Annotated in this window: 13 protein-coding genes and 1 tRNA gene; 7 read left to right on the top strand and 7 right to left on the bottom strand. The window is 46.0% G+C overall.

Translation table 11 applies throughout. The features are described 5' to 3' along the window. Positions 1 to 127: 127 nt before the first annotated feature. Positions 128 to 1,261 carry an AI-2E family transporter gene (locus D0A37_RS04290; RefSeq protein ID WP_242721498.1) on the bottom strand — a complete coding sequence of 378 codons (1,134 nt, stop codon included), beginning with the start codon at positions 1,259 to 1,261 and terminating at the stop codon, positions 128 to 130. Between the two features lie 423 nt (positions 1,262 to 1,684). Between D0A37_RS04290 and D0A37_RS04295 the strand changes: the two genes are divergently transcribed. Continuing rightward, positions 1,685 to 3,472 carry an efflux RND transporter periplasmic adaptor subunit gene (locus D0A37_RS04295; RefSeq protein ID WP_242721501.1) on the top strand — a complete coding sequence of 596 codons (1,788 nt, stop codon included), beginning with the start codon at positions 1,685 to 1,687 and terminating at the stop codon, positions 3,470 to 3,472. A 525-nt stretch (positions 3,473 to 3,997) separates the two neighbouring features. Here D0A37_RS04295 and D0A37_RS04300 read toward each other — a convergent pair. Continuing rightward, positions 3,998 to 7,741, bottom strand: coding sequence for a chemotaxis protein CheB (locus tag D0A37_RS04300; RefSeq protein ID WP_242721506.1), 3,744 nt, complete (start codon positions 7,739 to 7,741; stop codon positions 3,998 to 4,000). Positions 7,742 to 8,641: 900 nt separating this feature from the next. Between D0A37_RS04300 and D0A37_RS04305 the strand changes: the two genes are divergently transcribed. The 5 genes from D0A37_RS04305 (at position 8,642) to dpdE (ending at position 15,054) form a co-directional block, all read left to right on the top strand. Further along, the gene (locus tag D0A37_RS04305; RefSeq protein ID WP_242721509.1) at positions 8,642 to 8,980 is read left to right on the top strand and encodes a HEAT repeat domain-containing protein; all 339 of its coding nucleotides are present in this window, start codon (positions 8,642 to 8,644) and stop codon (positions 8,978 to 8,980) included. A gap of 81 nt (positions 8,981 to 9,061) precedes the next feature. After that, positions 9,062 to 9,133, top strand: a tRNA-Gly gene (locus D0A37_RS04310). Between the two features lie 525 nt (positions 9,134 to 9,658). Next, positions 9,659 to 10,606: an oxygen-dependent tRNA uridine(34) hydroxylase TrhO gene (trhO, locus tag D0A37_RS04315; protein WP_242721512.1), complete on the top strand. Its 948-nt coding sequence runs from the start codon at positions 9,659 to 9,661 to the stop codon at positions 10,604 to 10,606. Positions 10,607 to 10,864: 258 nt separating this feature from the next. Beyond that, positions 10,865 to 11,521 carry a glutathione S-transferase gene (locus D0A37_RS04320; protein ID WP_242721515.1) on the top strand — a complete coding sequence of 219 codons (657 nt, stop codon included), beginning with the start codon at positions 10,865 to 10,867 and terminating at the stop codon, positions 11,519 to 11,521. 197 nt (positions 11,522 to 11,718) lie between these two features. Further along, positions 11,719 to 15,054, top strand: a complete 3,336-nt coding sequence (gene dpdE / locus D0A37_RS04325; RefSeq protein WP_242721518.1) for a protein DpdE — start codon at positions 11,719 to 11,721, stop codon at positions 15,052 to 15,054. Positions 15,055 to 15,168: 114 nt separating this feature from the next. On the opposite strand, the gene D0A37_RS04330 is transcribed toward dpdE, so the two are convergent. The 5 genes from D0A37_RS04330 to gatB all read right to left on the bottom strand — a co-directional run bounded on the left by D0A37_RS04330 (position 15,169) and on the right by gatB (position 20,873). Further along, positions 15,169 to 16,401: a pentapeptide repeat-containing protein gene (locus tag D0A37_RS04330; protein ID WP_242721521.1), complete on the bottom strand. Its 1,233-nt coding sequence runs from the start codon at positions 16,399 to 16,401 to the stop codon at positions 15,169 to 15,171. A 107-nt stretch (positions 16,402 to 16,508) separates the two neighbouring features. Continuing rightward, a complete protein-coding gene (locus D0A37_RS04335) occupies positions 16,509 to 17,147 on the bottom strand; it encodes a Uma2 family endonuclease (RefSeq protein WP_242721526.1) in 639 nt (212 codons plus the stop codon). A gap of 80 nt (positions 17,148 to 17,227) precedes the next feature. Beyond that, positions 17,228 to 17,803 carry a Uma2 family endonuclease gene (locus D0A37_RS04340; protein ID WP_242721529.1) on the bottom strand — a complete coding sequence of 192 codons (576 nt, stop codon included), beginning with the start codon at positions 17,801 to 17,803 and terminating at the stop codon, positions 17,228 to 17,230. Positions 17,804 to 17,846: 43 nt separating this feature from the next. Further along, a complete protein-coding gene (locus D0A37_RS04345; protein ID WP_242721532.1) occupies positions 17,847 to 19,013 on the bottom strand; it encodes a pentapeptide repeat-containing protein in 1,167 nt (388 codons plus the stop codon). Positions 19,014 to 19,370: 357 nt separating this feature from the next. Then, complete coding sequence (gatB, locus tag D0A37_RS04350; RefSeq protein ID WP_242721536.1) at positions 19,371 to 20,873, bottom strand: Asp-tRNA(Asn)/Glu-tRNA(Gln) amidotransferase subunit GatB; 1,503 nt, start codon at positions 20,871 to 20,873, stop codon at positions 19,371 to 19,373. 542 nt (positions 20,874 to 21,415) lie between these two features. On the opposite strand from gatB, the gene D0A37_RS04355 reads away from it, so the two are divergent. After that, entirely contained in the window at positions 21,416 to 24,691 is a 3,276-nt protein-coding gene (locus tag D0A37_RS04355; protein ID WP_242721539.1) for a PAS domain-containing sensor histidine kinase, read from the top strand. The last annotated feature ends 102 nt before the right edge of the window (positions 24,692 to 24,793 follow it).

Here is a 24,793-nt window from a genome sequence, read left to right on the forward strand (position 1 = left end):
GGGTTAGTAATAAAGACTAAAGTTCTTTGTAGAGACTTTAGTCTGTTCTTAATGGACTCAGCAGCCAAAAGTTGATTCCTGACTTATAAAAGTTTTCCTAACTTAATTAGTTCCTACAAAAATTAGACTACTTTTGTTCTTCTCCGACTAAGATTATTTTAGTTTCCTCTTCTGGTATTTTCCCCAATTCCTCGCCGTTAAAAGGATTGTAGAAAAACGAGCCTGTTTGCGGAGGCAATTTGGGATTGAGTACAATTTCTACTATACTTTTTACAACCCCAGTGAGCGGAATTGCCAGGATCACTCCTAACAAGCCTCCTACTCTACCTCCTAACAGCAAAGCTGTGAAAATAACTACCGGGCTCAATCCGGTGAGATTCCCCATGATTCGGGGAGCTACTAAATTATCCTTGACTTGCTGGAGACCGATCGCCACTACCAACACTTGCAGCGCCAGCCACCAATCAATAAACGCTACAATTATACTAACAGTGCCAATTCCCAAGGTTGCTCCAATAAACGGAATTATTTCCGTCAATCCTATAAAGACGGCAAACAACAGAAAAAACGGAACTTGCAGCCACCAAAAAGCAAGAGTTAGCGAGATGGCCATAAATAGTCCCAGCAATAACTGTCCCGATACAAATCGCTGGAGGTTTCGCTCCAAAGTCTCTGTTAAAACATAGCGAATGTCTGGGGAAAAAATGCTGGTCAAACCCTGCCACACTCTTTTCCCGTCTAGGAGCATATAAAAAGAAATCACCACAATAAAAATTAAGTCCACAAACCAGTTAACAGTACCGACAACTAAGCCTAAACCCGTACCGGCGATCGCCTGGACTTGTCCCTGGACTCTAGCTGACAGTTGCTGCTCCAATATTTGCACGTCAAACGGTAAATTGCGCTCGGCACTCCAGGCTTGAAATTCACCTAGCTGCAGCCGCCCTGACTCCAGCAATTCCGGCAACCTCACCCCCAACTGGCTCGCTTGGTTGAACACCGGCGGCACAATAGTTACACCGATTACTACTACTATCACACCCGCAGTTAAATAAACCAGCCCCGCAGCTACTCCCCGGGGCAAAAATACTTGCAGTCTTTTTACTGCATAATTTAATAAAAATGCAATCAGTCCCGCTGTTACTAAAATGCTGACCAGTTCCCCAACATAACTGACAGCAGTTAGGGTAAACCATCCCGTTACTAGCACTAGCAGCCAAGTAATTAGAAACTGTTGGAGGGGAGAAAAGAGAGTATTCATTTTGATTTTTTTTAAATAAAGTGGCACAATTTTTTCAGCAGATGTGCCGTATTATACAGTAAACACATGAGAGTATAGATTAGGAATAATCTGTTCAAGATTATACTGACTTTTCTGAGCATTGATAGATAGGTGATGGCCAAGTCACTTGCGGAGAGACAATGCCAGCCCGATCGACTCCACGATCGCGAATCACACTCATATTCAGTATGCCCCAGAGGCAGATCAAATTAAATGTCGATCGCACAAACTTTGATCATAATTTAATCAAAATCGCCATTGTAGGGTGAAACGGCGCAACACTCACCCAAAAGGAGGAAGCGCTACTCTAGATGCCCTCCGCTAAAATGAACTAAATAATATCGTAATCTTTCTTTACAATATAAAAAAAAGGAAAGGCTCATACTGGCGAGAGGAACTACCGTGACTAATCAAGTTTTTTCAGAAGCCGAAGAAAAGCAACCCCTTCCCCCCGTGGAGAGCGGGCGCGACAGGAAATCAGCAGTGGATGTAGCTGAAAGTGAAGTCTCAGACAACTCTCGCTGGCAATTCTCCGCCGAGGAAGATGAACGAGAAGTAGCGCTGGAAGTTCCAGAAATCGAGCAGGAACAGGTTTGGGAACCAGAAGCAACTGAAGTTGGGCCCCGCAAAGAAATCAGGTGGCCTGCCTTGTTGGCGGGCGCAGGGGTTGGCGTGGCTGCAACGCTGCTAGCAGTAAACTTGACTGGGGGCAAGCAGAGTTCACCTCCGGCAGCTCCAATTCCATCGGTAAACCAGCAGGCGACGGCTGCGGCGGTGACAGTGGCGTCGGTGGAATCTGCCCAGGTGGGTGAAACTTTGGAAGCGACGGGCACCGTGGCAGCCTATGACTTACTGCCGGTGCTGCCACAAGCCAACGGTTTGCAAATCAAGCAGGTGTTGGTGAATGAAGGGGATGTGGTAGAAAAAGGTCAGACGATGGCGGTTTTGGACGATTCGGTATTACGATCGCAAATTGCCGAAGCGCTTGCGGGAGTACAATCGGCCAATTCTACGGTAGAACAAGCGGAAGCTCAGGTGCAGCAAGCTCAGTCAGCCCAACAAGAAGCCCAAGCCGGCGTCGCTCAAGCCCAAGCTGGCGTTGAAAAAGCCATCGCTGACGCAGCGCAAGCCAAAACAGGCGTCGGGCAGGCAAGAGCAGGTGTGGAACAAGCTAAAGCCGGTGTCACTCAAGCTAAAGCCGGCATTGCCTCCGCTCAGGCTAAATTAGATCAAGCTCAAAGAGAAGTAAATCGCACCCAAGATTTGGCTTCTCAGGGAGTAATTAGTAAGCAAGATTTAGAAAGACGCAAGACAGAGCGGCAGACTGCTGTTCAAGACTTGAACAAAGCTAAAGCTGACTTGAATACAGCTTTGCAAGAACAGAATAAAGCAGCGGAAGAAGTGCAATCTTCTCTTGCTAAAGTAGCTACTGCTGAAGCTAATATCAGTACGGCTAGAGCGGCTCTCAGCAGCGCTCGTGCTAAAGTGAATACGGCCGGAGCTAGTGTCAGCAGTGCGAGAGCAAATGTCGGAAATAACGCCGCAAGTGTCCGCAGCAATGATGCACAAGTCAAACAGTTACAAACTCAACTAGAACAAACAATTGTTCGAGCGCCGGATAGTGGCACTGTGGCTGAAAGAATTGGTCGAGTTGGCGATGTTTCTTCGGGAAGTCAAAAACTTTTTTCGATTATTCGCGGCAACAAGCTGGAACTGCAATTGAAAGTGCCGGAAACTCAGGTTTCGCAAGTGCGGCCGGGAACAGCAGTCCAAATTACTTCTGACTCGGACAAGCGGATTAAGTTGTCAGGAACTGTGCGAGAGATTTCGCCGCTAGTTGACCCGCAAAATCGGCAAGCTACCGTGAAGATTGATTTGCCAACAAGCGAGTTTTTGCGATCGGGAATGTTTTTGCGCGCATCCATTTCGACGGCAACGGCTCAAGGTTTGAAAGTCCCCGCTAAAGCTATTTTACCGCAATCAGATGGCAGTTCTCTGGTTTACAAACTTGTCGGCCAGGACAAGGTGCAGGCTCAACCGGTTGAACTCGGGGAAATTTCCGGGGGTGCTGTGGGTGATTTGACTGCTGCTAAGGTGGTGGTTAAAAAGGGTTTGAAGGCGGGCGATCGGGTGGTTGTTACTGGCGCTGGTTTTCTTAAGGATGGGGCTCAGGTTAAGGTTGGTAAATAGTTATATCGATTCCGGTTGCAGCGGAATCATTGTTGACTGTTGACTGTTGAGGGTGACTGTTGACTGTTGACTGTTGACTGTTGACTGTTGACTGTTGACTGTTGACTGTTGACTGTTGACTGTTGACTGTTGACTGTTGACTGTTGACTGTTGAATCGATTTTATTATTGTGATGCCACCGGAAACGATATCCGATCGCGAGATAAGATGAGAAATAATATCAATTGCGGTTGCGCCGGAATGATATCAAATCCGATCTTCATCGTCCTGATAAAGTCGAATCAAGCTGCCCACAAATATAGGGCAATTTGCAGTTTTTTTGACTCACAATCCACAGTCAACAATCACGGACGGTGCAACCGGAATTGATATCAATTATGTCTTGGGTAAATAGACCTCTTTCAAAAATCCTTTTCATCAATTGATGGGACGGGCAAGATGCCCATCCCACAAGAGTTATTTTTTCTTGTGGGACGGGCATCTTGCCCGTCCTAATTATTTTTGCAAGAGGTCTAATATCAGCGTCTAACTTTGTGGGATATCTGTTCGTAGCGGCAATCTCACGGTAAACGTTGCCCCTTGTCCCTCACCTGAACTTTCTGCACAAACAGTACCGCCGTGGAGTTCTACTAAATGACGGGCGATCGAGAGTCCTAGCCCCAATCCAGCGTCTCTGCGAGAGTAGCTACTATCCGCCTGACGGAAGCGCTCGAACACATAGGGGAGAAAATCAGGGTGAATGCCTTTACCAGTATCGCTAACTTGGATTTGAGCCATGCCATCAATGTAGTCTAATGCGATTTCAATTTTTCCTCCGACTGGGGTGAATTTAATCGCGTTTGAAAGTAGATTCCACACTACCTGTTGTAAGCGGGTTGGATCGCCCAACACGCTTGCTTTTAAAGGACTTAGCCGGGATTCAACTTGAAGATTTTTGGCTTCTGCTGCCAAACGAACCACCTCCATCGCATTTTTAATCAGTGGATGCAGCTCAAGTGCAATAGCATTGAGCCGAAACTGACCTGTGGTAATCCGCGAAACGTCTAATATGTCATCGATGAGCTGGTTTTGTGCTTTGGCGGCGCGCTCGATCGTTTTTAGCGCTTCCTCGGTTTTAGCCTCGTCAAATTTTTTCAGGCGCAGCAACTGTGCCCAGCCAATCATCGCATTGAGCGGCGTCCGCAGTTCGTGAGAGAGGACGGACAAAAACTCATCTTTGACGCGGTTGGCCTCCTCAGCAGCCACACGACCCGATTGTTCTTGCATCCGAAGGCTGCGTTCTGTCTCCAACTGTTTTTGCTTGGTGATATCCTCGATCGCCAACAGAATCATCTGTGTATCGCCCATCGGAGGCATTTTGCGGGCATTGAGCTGCATTATTTTATGCCCGATATGCTCAAAGTCATGCTCGACTTCAAAATTGTGAAACTCGGTCTTTCCTGCCAAAATTTCTTCTAGGAGCGATCGCAACTTAGGAATATTCCACTGTTTGTTACCGAGATCGAAAATCGAGTGTTGCTCAGTGTGGATCGGCATCACCTGAAACGTCTGGTAGAAAGAACGGTTGGCGGTGATCGCCCGTAGGTTTAGATCCAGCACTAGCAACGGTTCCCGCACGGTTTCTACGATCGTTTCGGCGTAATTTTTCGCTTCCGTCAACTGCTGGGCGCTGATTTTGAACTCGTGGATATCCACCAACATCACCACAGCCCCATCAATCTTGTGGTCGATCGTCCGATACGGTCGAATATGCAGATCGTACCAACGACCCTCTCGATCTTGAACCTCCTGAACTTTCATATTGAGGCTGCAGATCACCTCTAAAATCATTGGCTCTAACTCCGGCACTATCAACTTGTGAGTGATGTCGCTCAAAGACCGCCCGATATCGCTAGAAATCAAGTTGAAGATGCTTTCGATTGCGGGAGTAAACCGGCGGATTCGCAGGTCGCCTCCCACCATTAGAATCGGAATATTGATGGTACTGAGCAGATTCTGTAAATCGTTACTCACCTGAGTTGATTCAACATTGCGCCGCTGCAATTCGTCATTAATTGTGTTCAGTTCTTCATTGGTTGCCTGAATCTCTTCTTTTGCGGTTTCGAGTTCCTCATTTGTACTTTGCAACTCTTCGTTGTTCGACAAAATTTCCTCGTTGGCCGCTCTCAAATCTTGGTTAGCGGCTTGATGTTCTAGGATGATCGTTTGCAGGTGGTCTTTTGTAATTTGGAGTTCTTGTTGCAGCCTCGCAATCTCCAAACTTTCACCCTCTAAAACATCGGATTTGACTCTACCATTGTTTACAGCAGCAGGCATTGCAGGGATCGGCGGCTCGTCTTGAAACAAAACTAAAAAATAGTTTTTTGCGGCAGCGCCTGGTGGGAACGGAATCACATTAATTGTGACCTGGCGGACGATCTCGCTTTCTCTAATTTGCACGCCTTCGCGCGTGATCGGCAACTGCTGCTGGGATGCTTGTTCAATTGCAGTGCGGAGTTCGAGGCGCAATCCTTCTTTTGCCATTCTCAGCAAATTCAAGCTAGCCCTACCGGGACACGGTTCTAAGTAGGCATTCGTCTGTCCTCGAAATTGCAGAATGTCCCTGGCTGTGTTAATTACGACGCCGACAGGCGCATACTGATTCAAAACAATGCGATCGGCCTGTCTCTCGATTTCGATTTCGTTTAAGCTTTCCGTCACCAGCGGTAGAGGGTTGATGGCTGTCGCAGGATAGTTGCTACGAGTTAAATCCATGCTTAGCCAATGCGACAGCAGTTTTTTAGTATAAATTTTGTTCTTTTTGTCTAATACCGTAAACAATTCTGAAAAGTCACCAACCGTTTCCGAAGTGCCTAACAGCAAAAAGCCCGCGGGCAGAAGCCCATAGTGGAAAATTGGCAGCAGCTTTTTCTGCAAAGGCGGGCCGAGATAGATCAGCACGTTCCGACAGGTGATCAAATCCATCCGGGAAAACGGCGGATCGCTGATCAGGTTGTGTTTAGCAAAGACGCAGAGTTCTCGCACCGACTGAGCGATTTGGTATCCGCCCTCGACTTGGACAAAGAACCGATGCAGCCGTTGGGGTGAAATATCCGCGACTTGGGCTGGCGTATAAAAGCCGTGGCGGGCCTGGGCGATCGCATTTTCGCTGATGTCTGTCGCATAAATCTGAATCGGCAGATTAGTAGCTCGATCTCCTAAAAACTCTAACAAGCAGATGGCGATCGAGTAAGCTTCTTCACCCGTTGAACAGCCGGCCACCCAAATTCGGATCGGTGTTTTCGACGATTTATTTTTAACGATTTCGGGAAAAACATTGCTGCTTAAAGCCTCAAAGCTTTCGGGGTCACGGAAAAAGCTGGTGACATGAATGAAGATATCGTGATAAAGCGCCGTTACTTCTGTCGGGGTTTCTTGGAGATATTCGGCATAATCCTCGATCCGTTCCAGCTTGTACAGCAACATCCGTCGCTGCATCCGCCGGTGCAAGGTGGTTTGTTTGTAGTGAGTAAAATCAACTCCTGTAGCGGCGCGCAGCAAACTGTAAATGGTGGCGATCGCATCTTTACTTTCGATCGGTTTTTCACTGGTGGTCGATTCTGCCACAGGTAGATCGACCATGTAGGGATGACGGCCGATCTCTGCTATTTTCCTGGCAATTTCTTCCGGTGGCAAGGTAAAGTCTACCTGACCCGTAGCCACCGCAGTGTTCGGCATACTGCTGACTTGTGCCGATTCTTGACATTGGGCAAAAGTAATACCACCTGCAGCCTTAATCGCTTTTAATCCTTGGGCACCATCGCCGTCGCCCCCGGACAAAACGACGCCGATGGCTTGGTTCCCGCGTTCTGTGGCGAGGGAAACCAGAAAAATATCGACGGACATAAATACCCCGTATGTTTTGCCGCGAGGCGTTAGCTTCAGCACCGCTTGATCGATGGTCATGCTGAAACTCGGGGGGATGACGTAGACCTGATTCGGTTCTATGGGCATCCCATCTTTTACCTCATGCACGGGCATCTGGGTCGATCGAGCCAGAATCTCATCCAACATACTGTCCTGAGTCGGCAACATATGCTGAATTATTACAAACGCCATGCCGGTATCGATCGGCAAATGGCTGAGTAATTGCTTAAAGGCTTCCAATCCACCCGCAGAGGCTCCTATTCCGACGACTGGAAATAACTTGTTTTGATTGTTTTGTTGCTTTCCTTCAGCATCCATATCAGCTTGAGGTTGAGATTGTTTGGAATTCTTTTTTTTAGTCATTTTTTATACCCCCTATCTTGCTGTTTGAGTAAATATTATGATGAGAAATTTTTATATTTATTATATTTATAATATATATAATAAAATTAAAGGTCAGGCATCTACCTGGGGATATATTGATCAGGGGTATTCTGCGCCAGCGATTTTCAAATTATTATTATTATTATTATTATTATTATTATTATTGAGAGCCATACTGCCTTGATAAAGGGGGACAATCGTGAGGGTTGAAGTCCGTCAGAAATGGTACTAATTGTACTGTTGAAAGTAGAGCAATAGTAATTTTACTACATTCTGCGATCGTAGCACTTCTATGAATGTTGACCGCCACAGAGTCCAGTTCTCCTAAATCAGCCCACTCATCAAGGAACTTCAAACCCGAATCTTTTACCCCCTTCTCAAGCAGTGGGGCTAGGGAGAAGCTGCGGGGAAAGAAAACAGTACAATTAAGTAGATAAACTTAAAAAAACAGAACGCCCTACAGAAGGGCAATTAATTTCGTTTTTAGGCAGGTTGTGGCATCGCAAATTCGCTGGCGGCGCGTCGATGTAAACTATCTCTGGATAATTTTATAAGTGTTTCATCACTGCTTGTGGGGCCATTTTTAACTTTTTAGTCATTTCCAGGGTATCGTCGATCGGCCCTTGGCAATATTGATCGAACTCAGCAATTTTTGGTTAAACTTCTTCTGGTGTTGAAGTTTGAGGCTCTTAATTTGCAGACAGAATCTAATAACTGAATTTTTGTTAATTTTCCCACAATCCGGCAATCTTTGCTAAACTTTTAAATAAAATTAACAAAAATATATTTTAATTGGCTTCGGGAATTTAGGGAAATCCAAGCAGCGCTGCAAAGTTCGGATTCTCAAGACAGGCTGCCGGAGGTAACGGTTCAGAGAAAGTGCGATTCTGCGGTGGCGCTAGCGATGTTGCTGAGGAAAGTGAACGATGGGGAGTTGAGGGTGCGATCGTTGGTGGCGATGGGATGGCGGCAGACTCAAACTACGGACTCAATGGCTGCGCTGTTAAAAATGATGTAGTGCGATCGCGCGATCGGAATGTGCGATCCGAAGCCACTAACTCTTTGTCAATGTTCGGAAGCGAGGCGATTGCTGATTTAGTGGCAGCTTTTGGCCGCGATGACAATTGGCTCGTCTGCCGTAGTATCATGGCTCCGTTGTGCGATCGGCGATCGGCCAAAATTGATTATCAAAATGCTATACTCAAAATCCGAAAATAGTTGTACAATGTTTTTCTAGTCGTTTTTTACCGCTCCGCCTCGCCAGTCAAAGAAGGTGAAAACAGGTAAAAAACACTAAGCGCGGGCGTAATTCAGTGGTAGAATGTCAGCTTCCCATGCTGAACGTCGTGGGTTCGAGTCCCACCGTCCGCTTGCGAAAAAACTATTTAAAACTCTTGAGGAATCAAGGGTTTTGGCGTTTCTAGGGCTGGGTCTCTGTGGTTGCACAGGATGTTTTTGGAGACAAACACAGGGTTTTTGAGGGCTGTTTGGAGACAATTTGGAGACAATTTGGAGAGTATTCGGAGTGTCTCTAAATATGGCTTTGGTTAAGCGCCTAGCTCTGCTAATACGTCCAGCACAGTTTCCATATCCGCCAAATCAGCCCTCGACTTTTTGCGTTGTGCTTTCAACCCACATTCCGCACCTCTACTAGACGTATGGGTCATGGTAAAATTTCAAAAGCGACAGGACAACGTTAGCACTTTGGAGACAATTTGGAGACCAAACTGGATACAAAAATCAGCTCGGAGGATGTAACCCTTTGCCATTATCGGGTTGCATGAGTGATGCTTACCTATTCCGCTGAACCTCGTGGGTTCGAGTCCCACCGTCCGCTTTGACTGAATTTTCATATAATTTAATTATGAAAATTAATTACTCTTATCCATTCGATATATGGCTGATTTCTTAACCGCTGCTTTATATAAGTTCGTTGAACTACCGGATTTTGCTGATCTGAAAGCACCGTTACTCGATTGTTGCAACAACAACAACGTCAAAGGCACTATCTTGCTAGCCCAAGAAGGCATCAATGGCACTATTGCCGGCCCGTCGGAGGGCGTACACGCAGTGCTGGCATTCTTGCGTAGTGACCCGCGTTTTGCGGATCTCGTGCACAAGGAATCTTTCTCGGAAAAAGCACCTTTTTACCGCCTGAAAATACGCTTGAAGCGCGAAATAGTCACGATGGGAGTACCAGACATTAATCCCCGCCTCATGGCTGGCAAATATGTTAAGCCGGAGGAGTGGAATAAGCTGCTTGACGATCCCGATGTTGTCGTGGTTGATGTGCGTAACGACTTCGAGGTATCTCTGGGGACTTTTGAAGGCGCTATTAATCCAAAAACAAAAAGCTTTTCTGAGTTACCTGAATGGGTGCTGCGGGAAACTGCTTTACGCAATAAACCCAAGGTGGCAATGTTTTGCACGGGTGGTATTCGCTGCGAGAAATCTACTGCTTTTTTGCGTACTCAAGGTTTTGAGGAAGTCTATCATCTTGAAGGTGGAATTTTAAAATATTTGGAAACGGTGCCGGAAGCAGAAAGTCGTTGGGAAGGTGAATGTTTTGTCTTTGATGAACGGGTTTCTGTTGGTCAGGGGTTAAAGCCAGGTAACTATGAACTTTGTCGCGGTTGTCGTCACCCGATTAGTCAGGAGGATAAGGCTTCTGAATTATTTGTGCTTGGTGTGAGTTGTCCTCATTGTCATGACTCCAAAACTGAAACCAAAAAACAAGCCTTATCTGAACGTCAACGTCAGATTGAGCTTGCTAAGCGTCGCAACCAAGTACATATAGGCGCGCGCTACGATGCGAAGGAAAAAGCAGATGGTGCGATCGACTAATATTATTATTCACTAAGTTTAAAGAAACCCCGTTTCTGCGAAAAATCTTGTTTAGCGACGAGAAATCTACGAAGAAACGGGGTTTCTGACCCGAAAAACCCGATCGTGCGATCGACTAATTATATCGTTTCCCGTTGCATCGGAATAATAAAATCGAGTCAACAGTTAACACTCAACCATTCAGTTTTTCGACCCGCCCGTCAACAGTCAACAGTCAACAGTCAACAATAATTCCGGTGCAACCGGAATTGATATAATATGTCAGCAAAATACCCGATTTTGTATTCCTTCCGCCGCTGTCCCTATGCTATGCGCGCGCGCTTGGCCTTAATGGTTAGCAATCGGGTGTGTGAGTTACGGGAAGTTGTTTTGCGAGACAAACCCCAAGAAATGTTAGAGGTATCTGCCAAAGGTACAGTACCAATATTAATTGATGTTGACGGGCGGGTACTCGATCAAAGTATCGATATTATGTTGTGGGCATTGAGACAACATGATCCTGAAAAATGGTTGCTGCCACAGCAAGGTTCTGTTACAGAAATGCTGGAATTAATCGCTCTATTTGATGATAGATTTAAATATCATCTTGACCGTTATAAGTACCCCGATCGTTATCCCGGTGTTGATGCCCAAGTACATCGTTATGAAGGTTCTTTATTGCTGGACAAACTCAATGCACAGTTAAGCGCCACTAAATATTTATTTGGTAACAATGTAGCATTGGCTGATATGGCGATCGCACCTTTTGTTCGTCAATTCGCTCATACCGACCAAGCTTGGTTCAATGAACAGCCTTGGCCTCCGCTACAAGCTTGGTTAGCAGGGTTTACAGAGTCGGAAATTTATACCAGTGTTATGCAGAAATATCCGAAATGGGAATCCGGTAATCCAGGGGTTGTTTTTCCTGCCTCGTAATTACTTATTCTTATTCGCTGCTAGCATATTTATTCACTTACCAAAATGTTATTTACCATGCTAAACTTAGTGTTTTCAGAATACTAGATTGACTGTCACTTGACTAGAAAAGTGACGCAGGCAAAAATCGCATTTTGCTAAAATTTTTAACTGGAAAAGATTTACTGTATTCTAGTAAGTATTATCAGGCTGAAATTATGATTGATGTTGGTTCGTTAGTTCGATCGCCCAGAAACGATTTGGGAGTCGGAAAAGTTGTCGAGGTATCGCGTACCGATGCTGAAGTTGAATATTTTTGCTCAGTTAAAAACCGCATCCGCAAAACTGTGCCTTTGGGTTTGCTGCAAGAAGCGAGACTTCAGCGCCAAACCCGCTGCTACCTCTGGAGTACCACTCAGGAAAGATGGATTATCGGTCGAGTTTATGACTGGGATGAAGATAAATTAGAGTACGAAATTGACCTCCCCGACAGCCAAAGTTTGCAAGCTGTTGAAACCGAACTGTATGTCCGCTGCAATATCCCGATCGCCGATCCGATCGACATTTTAGCAGTCAAAGGCCAAGAAACGCCGTATTTTCACGATCGCCGATTGGCATTCGTTCAATCTGCGATCGAACAGCGGGCCGTCAGCCGCGGCATGACGGGTTTAATTTCTGCTAACATAGACCTCTATCCGCACCAAGTAGAAGTCGTCCGGCGCGTCCTAGAAGACCCAATCGTGCGCTATTTATTAGCCGACGAACCAGGACTAGGAAAAACAGTAGAAGCCGGCACAATTCTCCGCCAATTTCTGCTAGATGAACCTCAAGGACGCGCGGTGGTAATTGTTCCGAAATACCTGCTCGAACAGTGGCGGCAGGAGTTGGAAAATAAATTCTATTTGTCTCATTTTGCTGACCGAGTGCAGCTTGTTGCTGTTAGCGAAATCAATCAAATTAGCCGCAATGCTAACCTGGATTTTCTGATTATTGATGAAGCGCATGATGTGGCTGCAATGGCCAATTCGAGCGATCGCACTCAGCAGCAGTCGTTTGAACTCTGTCAGAAACTAGCTCAGAAAAGCAAAAATGTATTGTTATTATCTGCAACGCCAGTTATCGGGCACGAGCAAGATTTTCTAACGATGCTGCACTTGCTAGATCCCACAACTTACCGTCTTGATGACCTGGAAAATTTCAAAGAACAGGTGCAAAACCGTCAAGAAATCGGTCGCGCTTTGCTGGATTTTCGAGAAAATGCCAAGCCTGCTGTTTTGCAAACAAAACTCGCTCAACTCCGCACCCTTTTTGCCAAAGATGATTATTTAATCGGATTAGCAACAGAGTTAGAAAGTTGTTTGAAAACTAAAGACACCGCAGAACAGGCTCGGCTTGTCCGAACTATTCGCACTCACGTTAGCGATACTTACCGTCTGCACCGTCGCATCCTTCGCAACCGCCGGGATGCGGTAGAAGATGTGATTTTCGATCGAGATGCTGTCCCCAAAACTGAGTATGATCTGAATGATGAACAGTGGTCGGAAATTCAAACCGTACTCGATAAATGGCGCACAGTAGCTCCCAAGTCGAGCGAATATCAGAGAATTTTTCTGCTGTTTTTCCGCGCTTCTGGTACTTGGCTGAATGTTTTAGAACGGGTTGTCAAAGCTCGCTTGCAGAAAAAATCGACTCCAGAACTCGATCGCGAATTTGGACAAAATGACACAGCAATTTTGACCAAAACGGCGCTGTTTCCAGAAGAAAGGGAAATACTAGAAACCTTGCTCAACACCCTGGAAAAGCCCCAGGAAGGACTCGATCGACTAAGTTTGTTACGAATCGCCATTCTGCGATTTCTGGCAGTGGCTTTGAAGGTTCCGCGCGAGTATCACAGCAAACCTCGCGATTTGCTGTCGAGAATTCAACAGCAAATTAAACGACCGATTCCGGGCGAGCGTTTCCCGAAAATTGTGATTTTTACCAGTTTTACGGCAACTTGTAAAGAGATTGCGGAAAATTTAGCGAAAATCTTTGGTAAAAATGCGATCGCCAGCCATGACACCAGCAAATCGGCTGATGATGTTGAGGCTAGTCTCAAGCGATTTAAGACTGAACCGCATTGTTTTATCTTAGTGTGCGATCGATCGGCAGAAGTAGGGGTAAATCTACAAGTGACAGATTGGTTAGTTCACTTCGATTTGCCGTGGTTTCCCCATCAGTTAGAACAAAGACTCGGCAGAGTCGATCGCATTGGTAGCAAAATGGGAGTGCAATTTTGTTTGTTTGCAGGCCCGGATTTGCCGGAGAGTCCCCACGAAGCTTGGTTTCAAGTTTTAAAAGATGGGTTTGATATCTTCAACAAATCTATTGCCAGCCTTCAGTTTTATGCTGAGGAAAAACTTCTCAAACTCGAAGAAAAGTTGTTTGCTGAGGGAGGCAAGGGCTTATCCAGCGAAATTGAAGCGATTAAAACTGAAATCGAACAAGAGAAAATCAAAATAGACGAACAGTACGTTCTCGATGAAATAGATACTCTGGATGACAGCGCATCTCAGTATTTTGAATCTCTCGACAACTGCGATGCTAAGCATAAAGAAATGCAGCGGGCTGCCGAAGGTTGGTTGTGTCAAGCTCTTCACTTCAAACAAATCGAACATCCGAGTATATCGGGGTTGCTGCGCTATCAACCTACTCAAAAAACGTTGATTCCGTCGAACGATTTGAGAACCCGATTGATTCCTTATTGTCAGCAATATGGTAGTTACAATCGCCGCATTGCTTATCAGAATGCGGATGTCGCTCTTTACCGAATTGGTGAGGGATTGATCGATGCACTTGGCTCTTATATTCGCTGGGACGATCGCGGTCAAGCTTTTGCCATGTGGCGGCATGATGAAAGTTGGGATGCTGCGTCTGGGAAGGAGTGGTTCGGCTTTCAGTTTAATTATTCAATCCAGACTGATGTGCAGCCGGCTGAGCAAGTTTTGCAAGCACAAAACATCGAAAATTACAACTTGAAAGCTTTGCAGCGCCGCGCTGATGCTCTGTTTCTCCCAACTTTTGAAACTGTGTTTGTAGATGCTCGCAGCGAAGAAATGTCTTTGGTGGAAGATGCGGAACTTCTGGCGATTTTGCAGCGGGCTTATAAGGGGAAAGGCGGGCCGAATCGGGATTACAATTTGTCGAAAAATCGCACCTCGCTGATTGACAGTTTTGTCGATCCGCTAGAATGGGATGATTTTTGTCAAAAGGGACGGGTGGTATCGGAGGAATTGCTGCGCGGGCGATCGGCTTTTGTGGAAATGTGCGATCGATCTGCTGTCACTGCTGCTATCCAACTCGAAAACCGGGTGAATCAATTGCAATTGCGATTGAATCGACTTTCTAAATCCGAACAACTTTTAGAATCGGTTTTAGCGGATGAAATCAGTACAGAAAGTTTGTTGAGTCAAGCGGTTTTAGCTGGTATTCGCCGCCCACACATGACTCTCGAATCTGTGGGATTTATTGTGATTTCTGGGCGTCCTCCTGTAAAGTCGGAGGATGAAGGATAATTTCTTTGGGAGGGCGATCGCTCTTTTTCAGGGTGATCGCTCTTTTTGAACCGCAGATGCAGGCGGATAAACGAGGATGGACGCAGATAGATGAAGGGGATTCGCACTTACCGACTAAACCTCCTCAAAAATTGCGCCTCGCTGCTGTAAATTCACCTGCATCTCCTCATCCATTCCTGAATTGTTCCCAAACCTCGCTGACTCAACATTCGCACCGCTGAAATTAGTATTTGTTAAGTTCACTTCCAGCAGATTTGCGCCGCTCAAATTGGCACCGCTGAGGTTAGCTAAAGCTAGACTTGCTTTGTGCAAATCTGCGCCGCTTAAATCAGCATTTCCTAAGAAAGCGCCGCTCAAATCTGCACCGCCGAATTTGGCTTTTTGCAGGTTGGCGTCGCTGAAATCGACATCGTTTAAGGTTGCACCCCGGAAATTTACCCGATCGAGATTTGCGCTGCTAAAATCCAGTGCACTTAAAGTCGTTCCGCGCAAGGTGCTACCCGCGAAATCTAGTGCTGGATTGAGATTGGCGATTTTTGCCAACTCCACAAAGTCGTCGGTTTCAGCGGAAATAATGCGATCGACCATTTCCTGCAATTCCGATTCAGCTTCCGGGAGAATCTCCACTTCGCGCGGTTCAACCGGAGGTAAATTGTAGGAGAATAGCGCCCAACTGAGAGCAGGTTGGAGTTTATGTGTTTGCAGATATATAGTCAGGATTCTTTCTAAAACCGAATGTTGATTTGGCGTGATTTCGTGCGGCCACAAACCCTCAGCATCTGTGAGATTAATATCTTCTTTAGCAACTTCAAAAGCCGCTGCAATCCGAAATTCTTTGGCAGCTAATTCTCCCAGCTTAACACTTTTTAGCAAACCTTTTAATACTGATTTGCCTTGTTCTACTGCAAAAATCCAAGCTGGCGTTGTATCATCGCTGATTGTGGAAACGTGACAAAATATGCTCTCTGTTTCCTTGATTTTTTTCGCATTCTCGCCGCCCTGAACTCCCCGCTGACTTTCCGTCACTAAAATTTCTGCACTACTTTGAATGGGCAGGGTTTCTTCTATTGGCAAAAGCTTGAAAGTACCCACTAACTGACGTGATGCTACGGGTATTTCGCAGTTTTCTAGATAGAGTTTGAGCGTCCCGCCTTGCAGACCAAATTTGACGCGACCGCCGAGCAGGGGTTCCCAATGCTCGTTAAAATTTAGGCTCAAGTGAATGTCGAGCTGCTGGGTTTGGGGTGCAACCGATGGAACTGGAATTGCTTCTAATTGCATCCACAAGCAATCTGGGTATTTGTTGTGAGACTCTAGCGATCGCATATCGGGTAGAATTGCTGGCACTACCAGCCTGTAATTGATATTTAAATTAGTTTATCATCTCTATTTTATCACAATACAGCTTTTTTTTGTGGGTAAAATTGTAAATTTTGTTTAATTTGATCCGCAAGTCATTGATTTTGCTGAATTTGGCTTTTTACCCAATTCCGAAATGCTTTCACTAATTCCAAATAGTCCATTGTTTCTGCTTGTTCCAAAAATCTGACAATCTCTAATATCGGTAAGCTGGGAAATGCTAAACTGATCTCGCCCTCAACGTATTCTCCATTTTCTAATCTGTTGATTCTGAGTCGCAGCCCATTATAAATCCAAACTTCCGGCACTCCCAGATCCGCATAAACCTGCAAGCTATTTTCCGAACGGCTGGTAATATCAATTTCCACCACTAAATCCGGTGGCGGATCTTGATTCAGGTCGATTCTTTTTTTGCCTTTAACTGCACTAACATTTTGGATGTAAAAACATTCATCAGGTTCTACACCGCTAAGTTCAGGACGCTTGAAAGTTGTGGAGCCCCGGGGGGCAATGTTGAGTTCCAATTCTTCTGCTAGGGTTTCAACAAATCGACCCATTACTTTTTTGTAAAGTTCGTGTTCTGGAGAAGGTACCCTAATTTCAAGATTGCCGCGATTATATGTCAGTCGAATTTGCCGATCGCCAATTTCGGCTAGCAAAGCTTCGTAGGTTTGCCAACTGATACCCGATAGCTCGACAATTTGTTCCGGTGGAGCGAGAGTTTTAGCTGTCATAGTGCTACTTTGGTGAAGGGTTCGTAGGCGCAAGCCGGGGCGTAGCCATCGCACTTTTGCATTATATCATCGAAGGAAGCCTAGGCTGGAAATACCGAAGACAAATCAAGAGACAACTCTCGACAACCCGGAATTACCACCGTCTGATTTGGCAAAACAACCCGTTGCAATTGATAACTATAACTCCCGTTTTGTTTCTGATAAGGTTCGCTGTGCATTTCCAGTTGATTATCAACCAAATTAAATATCCAATAATTAGAAATCCCAGTCTCAGCATAGAGAGACAACTTGGTTGTGCGATCGTACTTCAACGTAGAATCCGAAACCTCAATTACCAACAAAATATCAGCAGGCTGCGGGTGAGAAGATAAATAACGATCGGCTCGATTGCGAGCAATCACAACATCAGGCTCTGGTTCGCTATCATCAGACAAAATAATGGGTTCTTGACCGCGCACGATCACTCTTTTTCGCAGCAGCGGGTACAATTCTTCTAACAGTAGCGAATTACAAACAGAGTGAAACGTACTTTTAGTAGCCTTGAGGATAATTTCTCCGCGAATCAATTCAACTCGGTCATCGGGGGCGAAAAATCCCAGTTCTCCCAAACGGTGATATTCGGCGATCGAGAATCGTTTTGCAGTTACGGCAGTCATAGCTTTTCTTACCCTCTACAATTACCAACCTTTCCAATTAATTCTACTCAAAAATCCCGCCCCGTGCCGTCAATTCAACCTTCATGGCCTCCGAAATTCCCAAACAACAAAAAAACTTTGCATTTTCCACTACTGTATTTGTCAAATCAGCGCGGCTCAAATCAGCACCGTTTAAATTCGCACCACTCAAATTAACACCACTTAAATCAGCATTCTTGAAATCAGTATTGGTCAAATTTGCATTTACCAAAATCGCATTCGGTAAATAAGCACTGCTCAAATTGGCGTTGGTTAAATTTGCACCGCTCAAATTCGCCCGGGGCAGCTTTGTCCGCAAATCAGCACCGCTCAAATTGGCGCTGCTGAGTTCAGCATCCCGCAAATTAGCATTGCACAAATTAGCATCAATTAAAATAGCAGCGCTCAGCAAAGCACCGCTGAGATCGGCCAAAGTCAAATCTGCGCCTCGGAGGTTGGTTTCGCGCAAATCCGCACCGTTAAAATCAGCGTAGTGCAAGTCAAAACCGCTTAAATTAGCCCCGGCAAAATCCTCAACCGGATTCAAACCAACTGTTTCTGCAAGGTGTACAAAACTCTTATTTTTATCAGTTAAAAACAGTTGCCGGACGATCGCCAATTGCTGCTGTCGGTACTGGTTAGCCTTCTCGTAATCTGCTAAATACTTGTAAGCAAGCTTCAAATTCTTGAGAGCATTGCGCTCAATGCGATCGTCCTTGCTGGCGCGCGCGATCGACAACTGCTGCTGATAACATTCGATCGCACCAGGCAAATCTCCCTTAGCATCGTAAGCTAGCGCCAAATTGCCCCAAGTTTCCAGCTCAGAGCGCCCGTCGCCAGTTTCCCGCGCGATCGCCAAACGCTGCTGCTGGTAATCAATAGCACCAAAAAAATCCTCCAGAGCACAGCAAGCATTGCCCAGATTTCCGAAAGCATTCGCCTCGCCCCGGCGATCGCCAATTTCCCGCGCTAACACCAAATGCTGCTGGTAGCAGTCGATCGCCTGAGCATAATTTCCCAGCGCTTCGTAAGCTACGCCCATATTACCCAGCGCCGCACCCGATCGCCGCTTATCGTCCATTGAGCGATACAGCGCCAGCGCTTCCTGCCAAGAACCCAGCGCCGCCTCAAATTGACGCGCCTGATATTGCGAAATCCCCTGCTTGATTAGCTCGCTAGCTTGTTCGCTCATAATGTCAAAATTAGTTAATAACTAAAGTTGATATTAATCGACTCAAAGCGGTAATTGCTAATCCGTAATCGGGAAGCGGTATGGCCAATCCCCCTCTCCCCCATCCGTATTTTCACGTCCGTACAAAAAAAAAAGACCAAAAAAAGAGAGAGCTACCTAAGTAACTCTCTCTGCCATCAGGGTGCATCTACATAACACAATATAACATGATCGGGATGAGGGGTGTCACCCCCAAACGTGAAGATGTTGTAAAGAAATGTATATTAATTATAAAGTTACCATCCAGGGATCGCGGCGAGCTCAGGAAAAACCGATCGCCCGCCGCTGTATCTGCTACACGACGCCCTTAACGATTGCTTAGCCTGGGGCGTTAAGCTTCGTCGTCAGCAGCTCATTCGTCAGTTTGGGATCAGCCCGGCCGCCCGTTTCCTTCATCACCTTGCCGACAAAAAAGCCCAGCAGCTTAGTTTTACCGGCTCGGTACTGTTCGAGTTCCTTGGGATTGGCGGCTAACACCGCATCGATCGCTTGCTCGATCGCCCCAGTATCCGAAATTTGAATCAAACCCTTGCTCTCAACAAACTTCTGAGGCGAACCACCGTTGGCCAGCAACTCCGGCAAAATATCCTTAGCGATTTTGCCACTGATCGTACCGGCATCAATTAGCCCCAGCAGTTCGGCTAAATCCTGCGGTTGGAAAGGAATTTCTGCGATCGCCAGTTTTTCATTTTTCAGATAAGCAGTAATATCGCCCATCACCCAATTCGCAGCTTGTTTAGCCACAGCACCGGCGGCGATCGATTTTTCAAAATACTCCGCCACCGCTTTGTCGTCAGTCAGCACCCGCGCGTCGTAGGGAGAAAGACCGAGCTCAGTTTCGTAGCGATTGCGCTTTTGGGCAGGCAATTCCGGCAGTTGAGCTTTCCAATCCTGCAATTGGTCGGCCGAAACTTTGATCGGAGGCAAATCCGGTTCCGGGAAATACCGATAATCGCTCGCACCTTCCTTAACCCGCATACTGAAAGTACACTGCTTGTTTTCATCCCAAAGCCGCGTTTCTTGGACGATGGTTTCGCCATTTTCCACAGCTTGAATTTGCCGCTCGATCTCGTAATCGATCGCCCGTTCGATCGCATTAAAAGAGTTCATATTTTTAATTTCCACCTTCGTGCCGAACTCTTTTCGGCCCACGGGGCGCACCGAAATATTCACATCGCACCGGAGCGAACCTTCCTGCATATTCCCGTCGCCAACACCGATGTAGCGCACGATCCGGCGCAATTCTTGACCGTATTCGGCAGCTTCCGCGCCCGATCGCAAATCCGGTTCCGAAACAATTTCGATTAGAGGCACACCGGCGCGGTTGTAATCCACCATTGAATAAGTAGAACCGCTCAACCGATCGCTGCCGCCGTGAACCAATTTTCCGGCATCTTCCTCCATGTGCAAGCGAGTGATCCCGATTTTTTTTCTAGTAGAATTTCCCGTCTCGTCCACCAGTTCAATTTCTAACCAACCGTTAGTAGCGATCGGCAAATCGAACTGAGAAATTTGATAATTTTTCGGCAAATCGGGATAGAAATATTGCTTGCGGTCAAACTTACTGTAAGGTGCGATTTCGCAGTTGAGAGCCAGCCCTGCTTTCACCGCATACTCCAGCACTTTTTTATTTAAGACTGGCAACACTCCAGGCATTCCCATACAAATTGGGTCAATGTTAGTATTTGGAGCATTGCCAAATTCTGTAGAAGAACTGGAGAAAATTTTAGTATTCGTACTCAATTGACAATGAGTTTCGAGACCGATAATGGCTTCGTACTGAGTTTGGTTTTTTATCGAAGAGGGTGCAGCAGCAGTCATAAGCAATTTTAAAGACTGAATAACTTGAGATTTTATTTTAGCTTTTTATTGACCAAAGTGATTGGAGATTATTTGTAGGTAGGGGCGGTTTCATTGGTGTCAACCAGCCCCTCAAACCCGCATTCGGGCTGGTTTAAACCCCTGCCCGACTGTGGGAAAGCGTGTTAAGTTGAGACGAATCGGGAGTGGCATACGCAACCCCCTGCTACAAATTTGCGATCGACCCACGCCCCCAGCCACGCCGCTCTCCTTGCGATCGCCCCCAAACAACAACCCTGTGCAAAAATATATTTAGCGCCAGCTCCGGCCCACCCCCTTCCCTTACGCAGGAGAGTTTTAGATCGATCCACCACAATTGCCGATCGATCTGCACGCCAAATCCTTTGAGTGGCAGTTTTTAATAACGCCGCCCGCCTCCAACGATCGGCTCCGCGCACCAACTAAAAATTAAAAATGTATAATTTAACAGGAAATTACATATTTTTAATTTTTAAGCTTTAATTTTGCATTCTCAAACTAACACTTGCCTAAGTGTCAAAACTATGCCTGAAATTCCAGTTGAAAGTGCCAAACTGTTTCACAACAGCATCACTGAGCTAGAGCAGGCGGAATTAGCCCTCGAACTCGCTTGGAACGAACTCGAAAAACAAACAGCAGAAACCATTGCTCACATTGCCAAGGCCGGCTCAGCAAACACACAGGAAATCAGCGACCGCTTGGCCGAGGCTAAGCAACTTCGCCAGCAACTTCAAACTCAAATAAAAAAAGCCAACTCGCGACGGGAATTTCACCTAGAAAACTTGCCAATGGCAGTTATAGAATGGGACAAGGATTTTCGGGTAGTGCGGTGGTCGCCAATGGCAGAACAGCTATTTGGCTGGAGTGCAGCAGAAGCAATTGGCAAATACTGGCACCAATGGTCAATAGTTTATCAAGAAGACTTCGAGGAAGTGTGCGCTGTCACAAATCAACTGTTAGACAGCAGAGAAACCCGCAACGTTTGCCGCAACCGCAACTATACCAAAGATGGCTCGATAATTTACTGCGAATGGTACAATTCTGCACTCATGGATGAATCGGGAACAGTAGTCTCAATTCTATCTTTTGGTAGAGACATAACCGATTGCCACCGCATTCAAGAAGAACTGCACCGGCGCGAACAAGCTTTCAGCACCCTAGCGGAAAATGCGACCGATATCATCGCCAGGTTCGATCGAGAATTCCGCCACCTTTACATCAACCACGCAGTAGAATCAGCAACCGGAAAACCCCCTGCAGAATTGATGGGCAAGAGCAACAGAGAATCAGGAATGCCACCGCACTTGTGCAACCTGTGGGACGAGACTTTTTTGAAAGTTTTTGACACCGGCAAACAAGAAACCATAGAATTTGAGTTTCCTACTCCCGAGGGCATAAAACATTACCACTGTCGAGTCATTCCCGAATTTGCTGAAGACAATTCAGTAGAAACAGTTTTATCCATCGCCCGCGATATTACAGAACTCAAAAAAGTCGAATTTCAGTTGCGACAAAGCGAATTCAAATTTAGAGCCCTGGTTGATTCTAACATGATTGGTCTAATTTTTTGGGACATTAACGGCCCCATTATAGATGCCAACGCCGCTTTTTTAAACACGGTCAACTATACGCGGGACGACCTGCTTGCCGGAAGAATTAACTGGCAAGAAATGACACCGCCAGAATACGTGCGTATAGATACAGAAAAAGTTGCCGAACTGAGGGAGAAAAATAGGGTCATTCCCTTTGAAAAAGAATTTTTACGCTCCGATGGGAGCTGCGTTCCGGTGATGCTGGGCAGCACATTTTTAGAAGGCACGAAGCAGTTAGGTGTCAGTTTTGTGCTGGACTTAAGCGAGCGCAAACAGGCAGAATCGGCACTGCAAAAACATCAACAACTTTTAGAGAGTATCCTGACAACTATCCCCAACTTTCTTTACATTTACGATGCAGTAGAAAACAAAAATATTTATGCAAATGAATCTGTCACAGCCATACTCGGCTACACTGCTAAAGAATGGCAAGATTTCGGTATAGGTGCTGTCGCTAACTTAGTTCATCCCGACGATCGGTTAAAGCTAACTACAGGTATGGAGCGACTAAAACACAGCAGAAATCCCTCTGAAACGGATGAGAGAGACTACAGAATCCAACACAAAAATGGGGAATGGCGCTGGGTGCATGAGCGCTCTACAATCTTCAAAAGAACCCCAGACGGACAAATTTTGCAATTTATCGGTTCCGTACTCGACATCAGCGATCGCAAACAAGCCGAAGAATCATTAAAACAGCAAAAAGAACTGCTGCAAACTATATTCGATAACGTACCAGTCATGCTCGCATTCTTGGGCAGCAGCGGTGAAGTAAACTGGGTAAACCGCCACTGGGAACAAGTGCTCGGCTGGAGTTTGACAGAAATCAAAAACCGGGATATTTGGGTAGAATTTTATCCGCAGCCAGAATACCGTCAATACGTTTTGGATGAAGTCCAAGCAGCCACTCAGAACTGGAGCGATTTCAAAACACAAGTTAGAGACGGGCGAATTATCGACACTTCTTGGGCAAATGTTTACCTTTCCGACGGCAGTTGTATCGGCATTGGTCAAGATATCACTGAACGCAAACGAGTAGAAGCTGAACTCAAAGAACTCAACGAAACTTTAGAAGCTCAAGTCGCGCAGCGTACCGCAGAATTAGAGACTTTTTTTGATGCTTTGCCCGATCGCATTTTTGTGGTCGAACGTGAAAATATGCGCCAGCCTTTTGTCAACAAAACTGTTGCCAAAATTTGCGGTTTCAACAGCAGCAAAGAGATGCAGGGCAAAACAGTTTTTGAATGTTTTTCCGCCGAACTCGCAGAACGATTTTGCCGGGAAAATTGGCAGGTATTTGAAACAGGGCAAACTCTGCACTTTCAGGAAAAATTCGTGATTTCCGGTGTCCATTCCTACTACGATACTTTTAAAATTCCCCTGAGAAATCTCGACGGCGAGGTTTATGCTTTAATTGGCACTTCTCGCGATATCACTGAGTTGGTAGAGACAAAACAAGCTTTGTCAGAACGCACAGAGCAATTAGAAGCTGCCAATCAAGAATTAGAATCTTTTTCTTACTCAGTTTCCCACGACTTGCGCGCACCTTTGCGACATATTTCAGGTTTTGTAGAAGCGTTGAAGCAGCGGCTAGAATTAACTGAGGCTTTGAGCGATCGCAAAATAGTTCACTACATGGAAATAATTGAAGACAGCAGCCAAAAAATGAGCCTGTTGATTGACGGTTTGCTCGCCCTGTCGCGGGTGAGTCGCACCGAGTTGAGGCAAATTCCGATCGATCTGAGCCGTTTGGTACAAAATGCGATTAAATTGACTAAACCCCCAACCGTTGCAGATCCGGCCCAAACTCTCCACAGCGTTGAATTTGCCGTCGGAAATTTGCCGACGGTAATGGGAGATCCAACCTTGTTGCAACAGGTGTTCAGCAACTTGATTAGCAACGCCGTCAAGTTCAGCCGTGGCCGCACTCCGGCTACAATAGTTATTGAGGGTTTACCTGATGGGACGATTTTTGTCAAGGATAACGGGGTGGGTTTTCCGATGGAATATGCCGATCGCCTGTTTGGAGCCTTTCAGAGGCTGCACTCCCAGAGAGAATTTGAAGGTACGGGCATCGGTTTGGCGATCGTCCAGCGGATTATTCACCGCCACGGCGGCACGGTTTGGGCCGAAAGCCTACCTAGTCAAGGGGCCACGTTTTACTTTAAACTAGGGCAAACAATCTCAAACGGTAATATAGATTCGTAAGTTAAATCTATAAGAGTTTTAAATTCTGAATTTCAAACTCTTATACACTTAAATAAGTCACAATCGGTGAGAGCATCTGAATTTTGCTTTCACAGGAGTGTT

Source organism: Microcoleus vaginatus HSN003 (assembly GCF_022701255.1).
Taxonomy (GTDB): domain Bacteria; phylum Cyanobacteriota; class Cyanobacteriia; order Cyanobacteriales; family Microcoleaceae; genus Microcoleus; species Microcoleus vaginatus_B.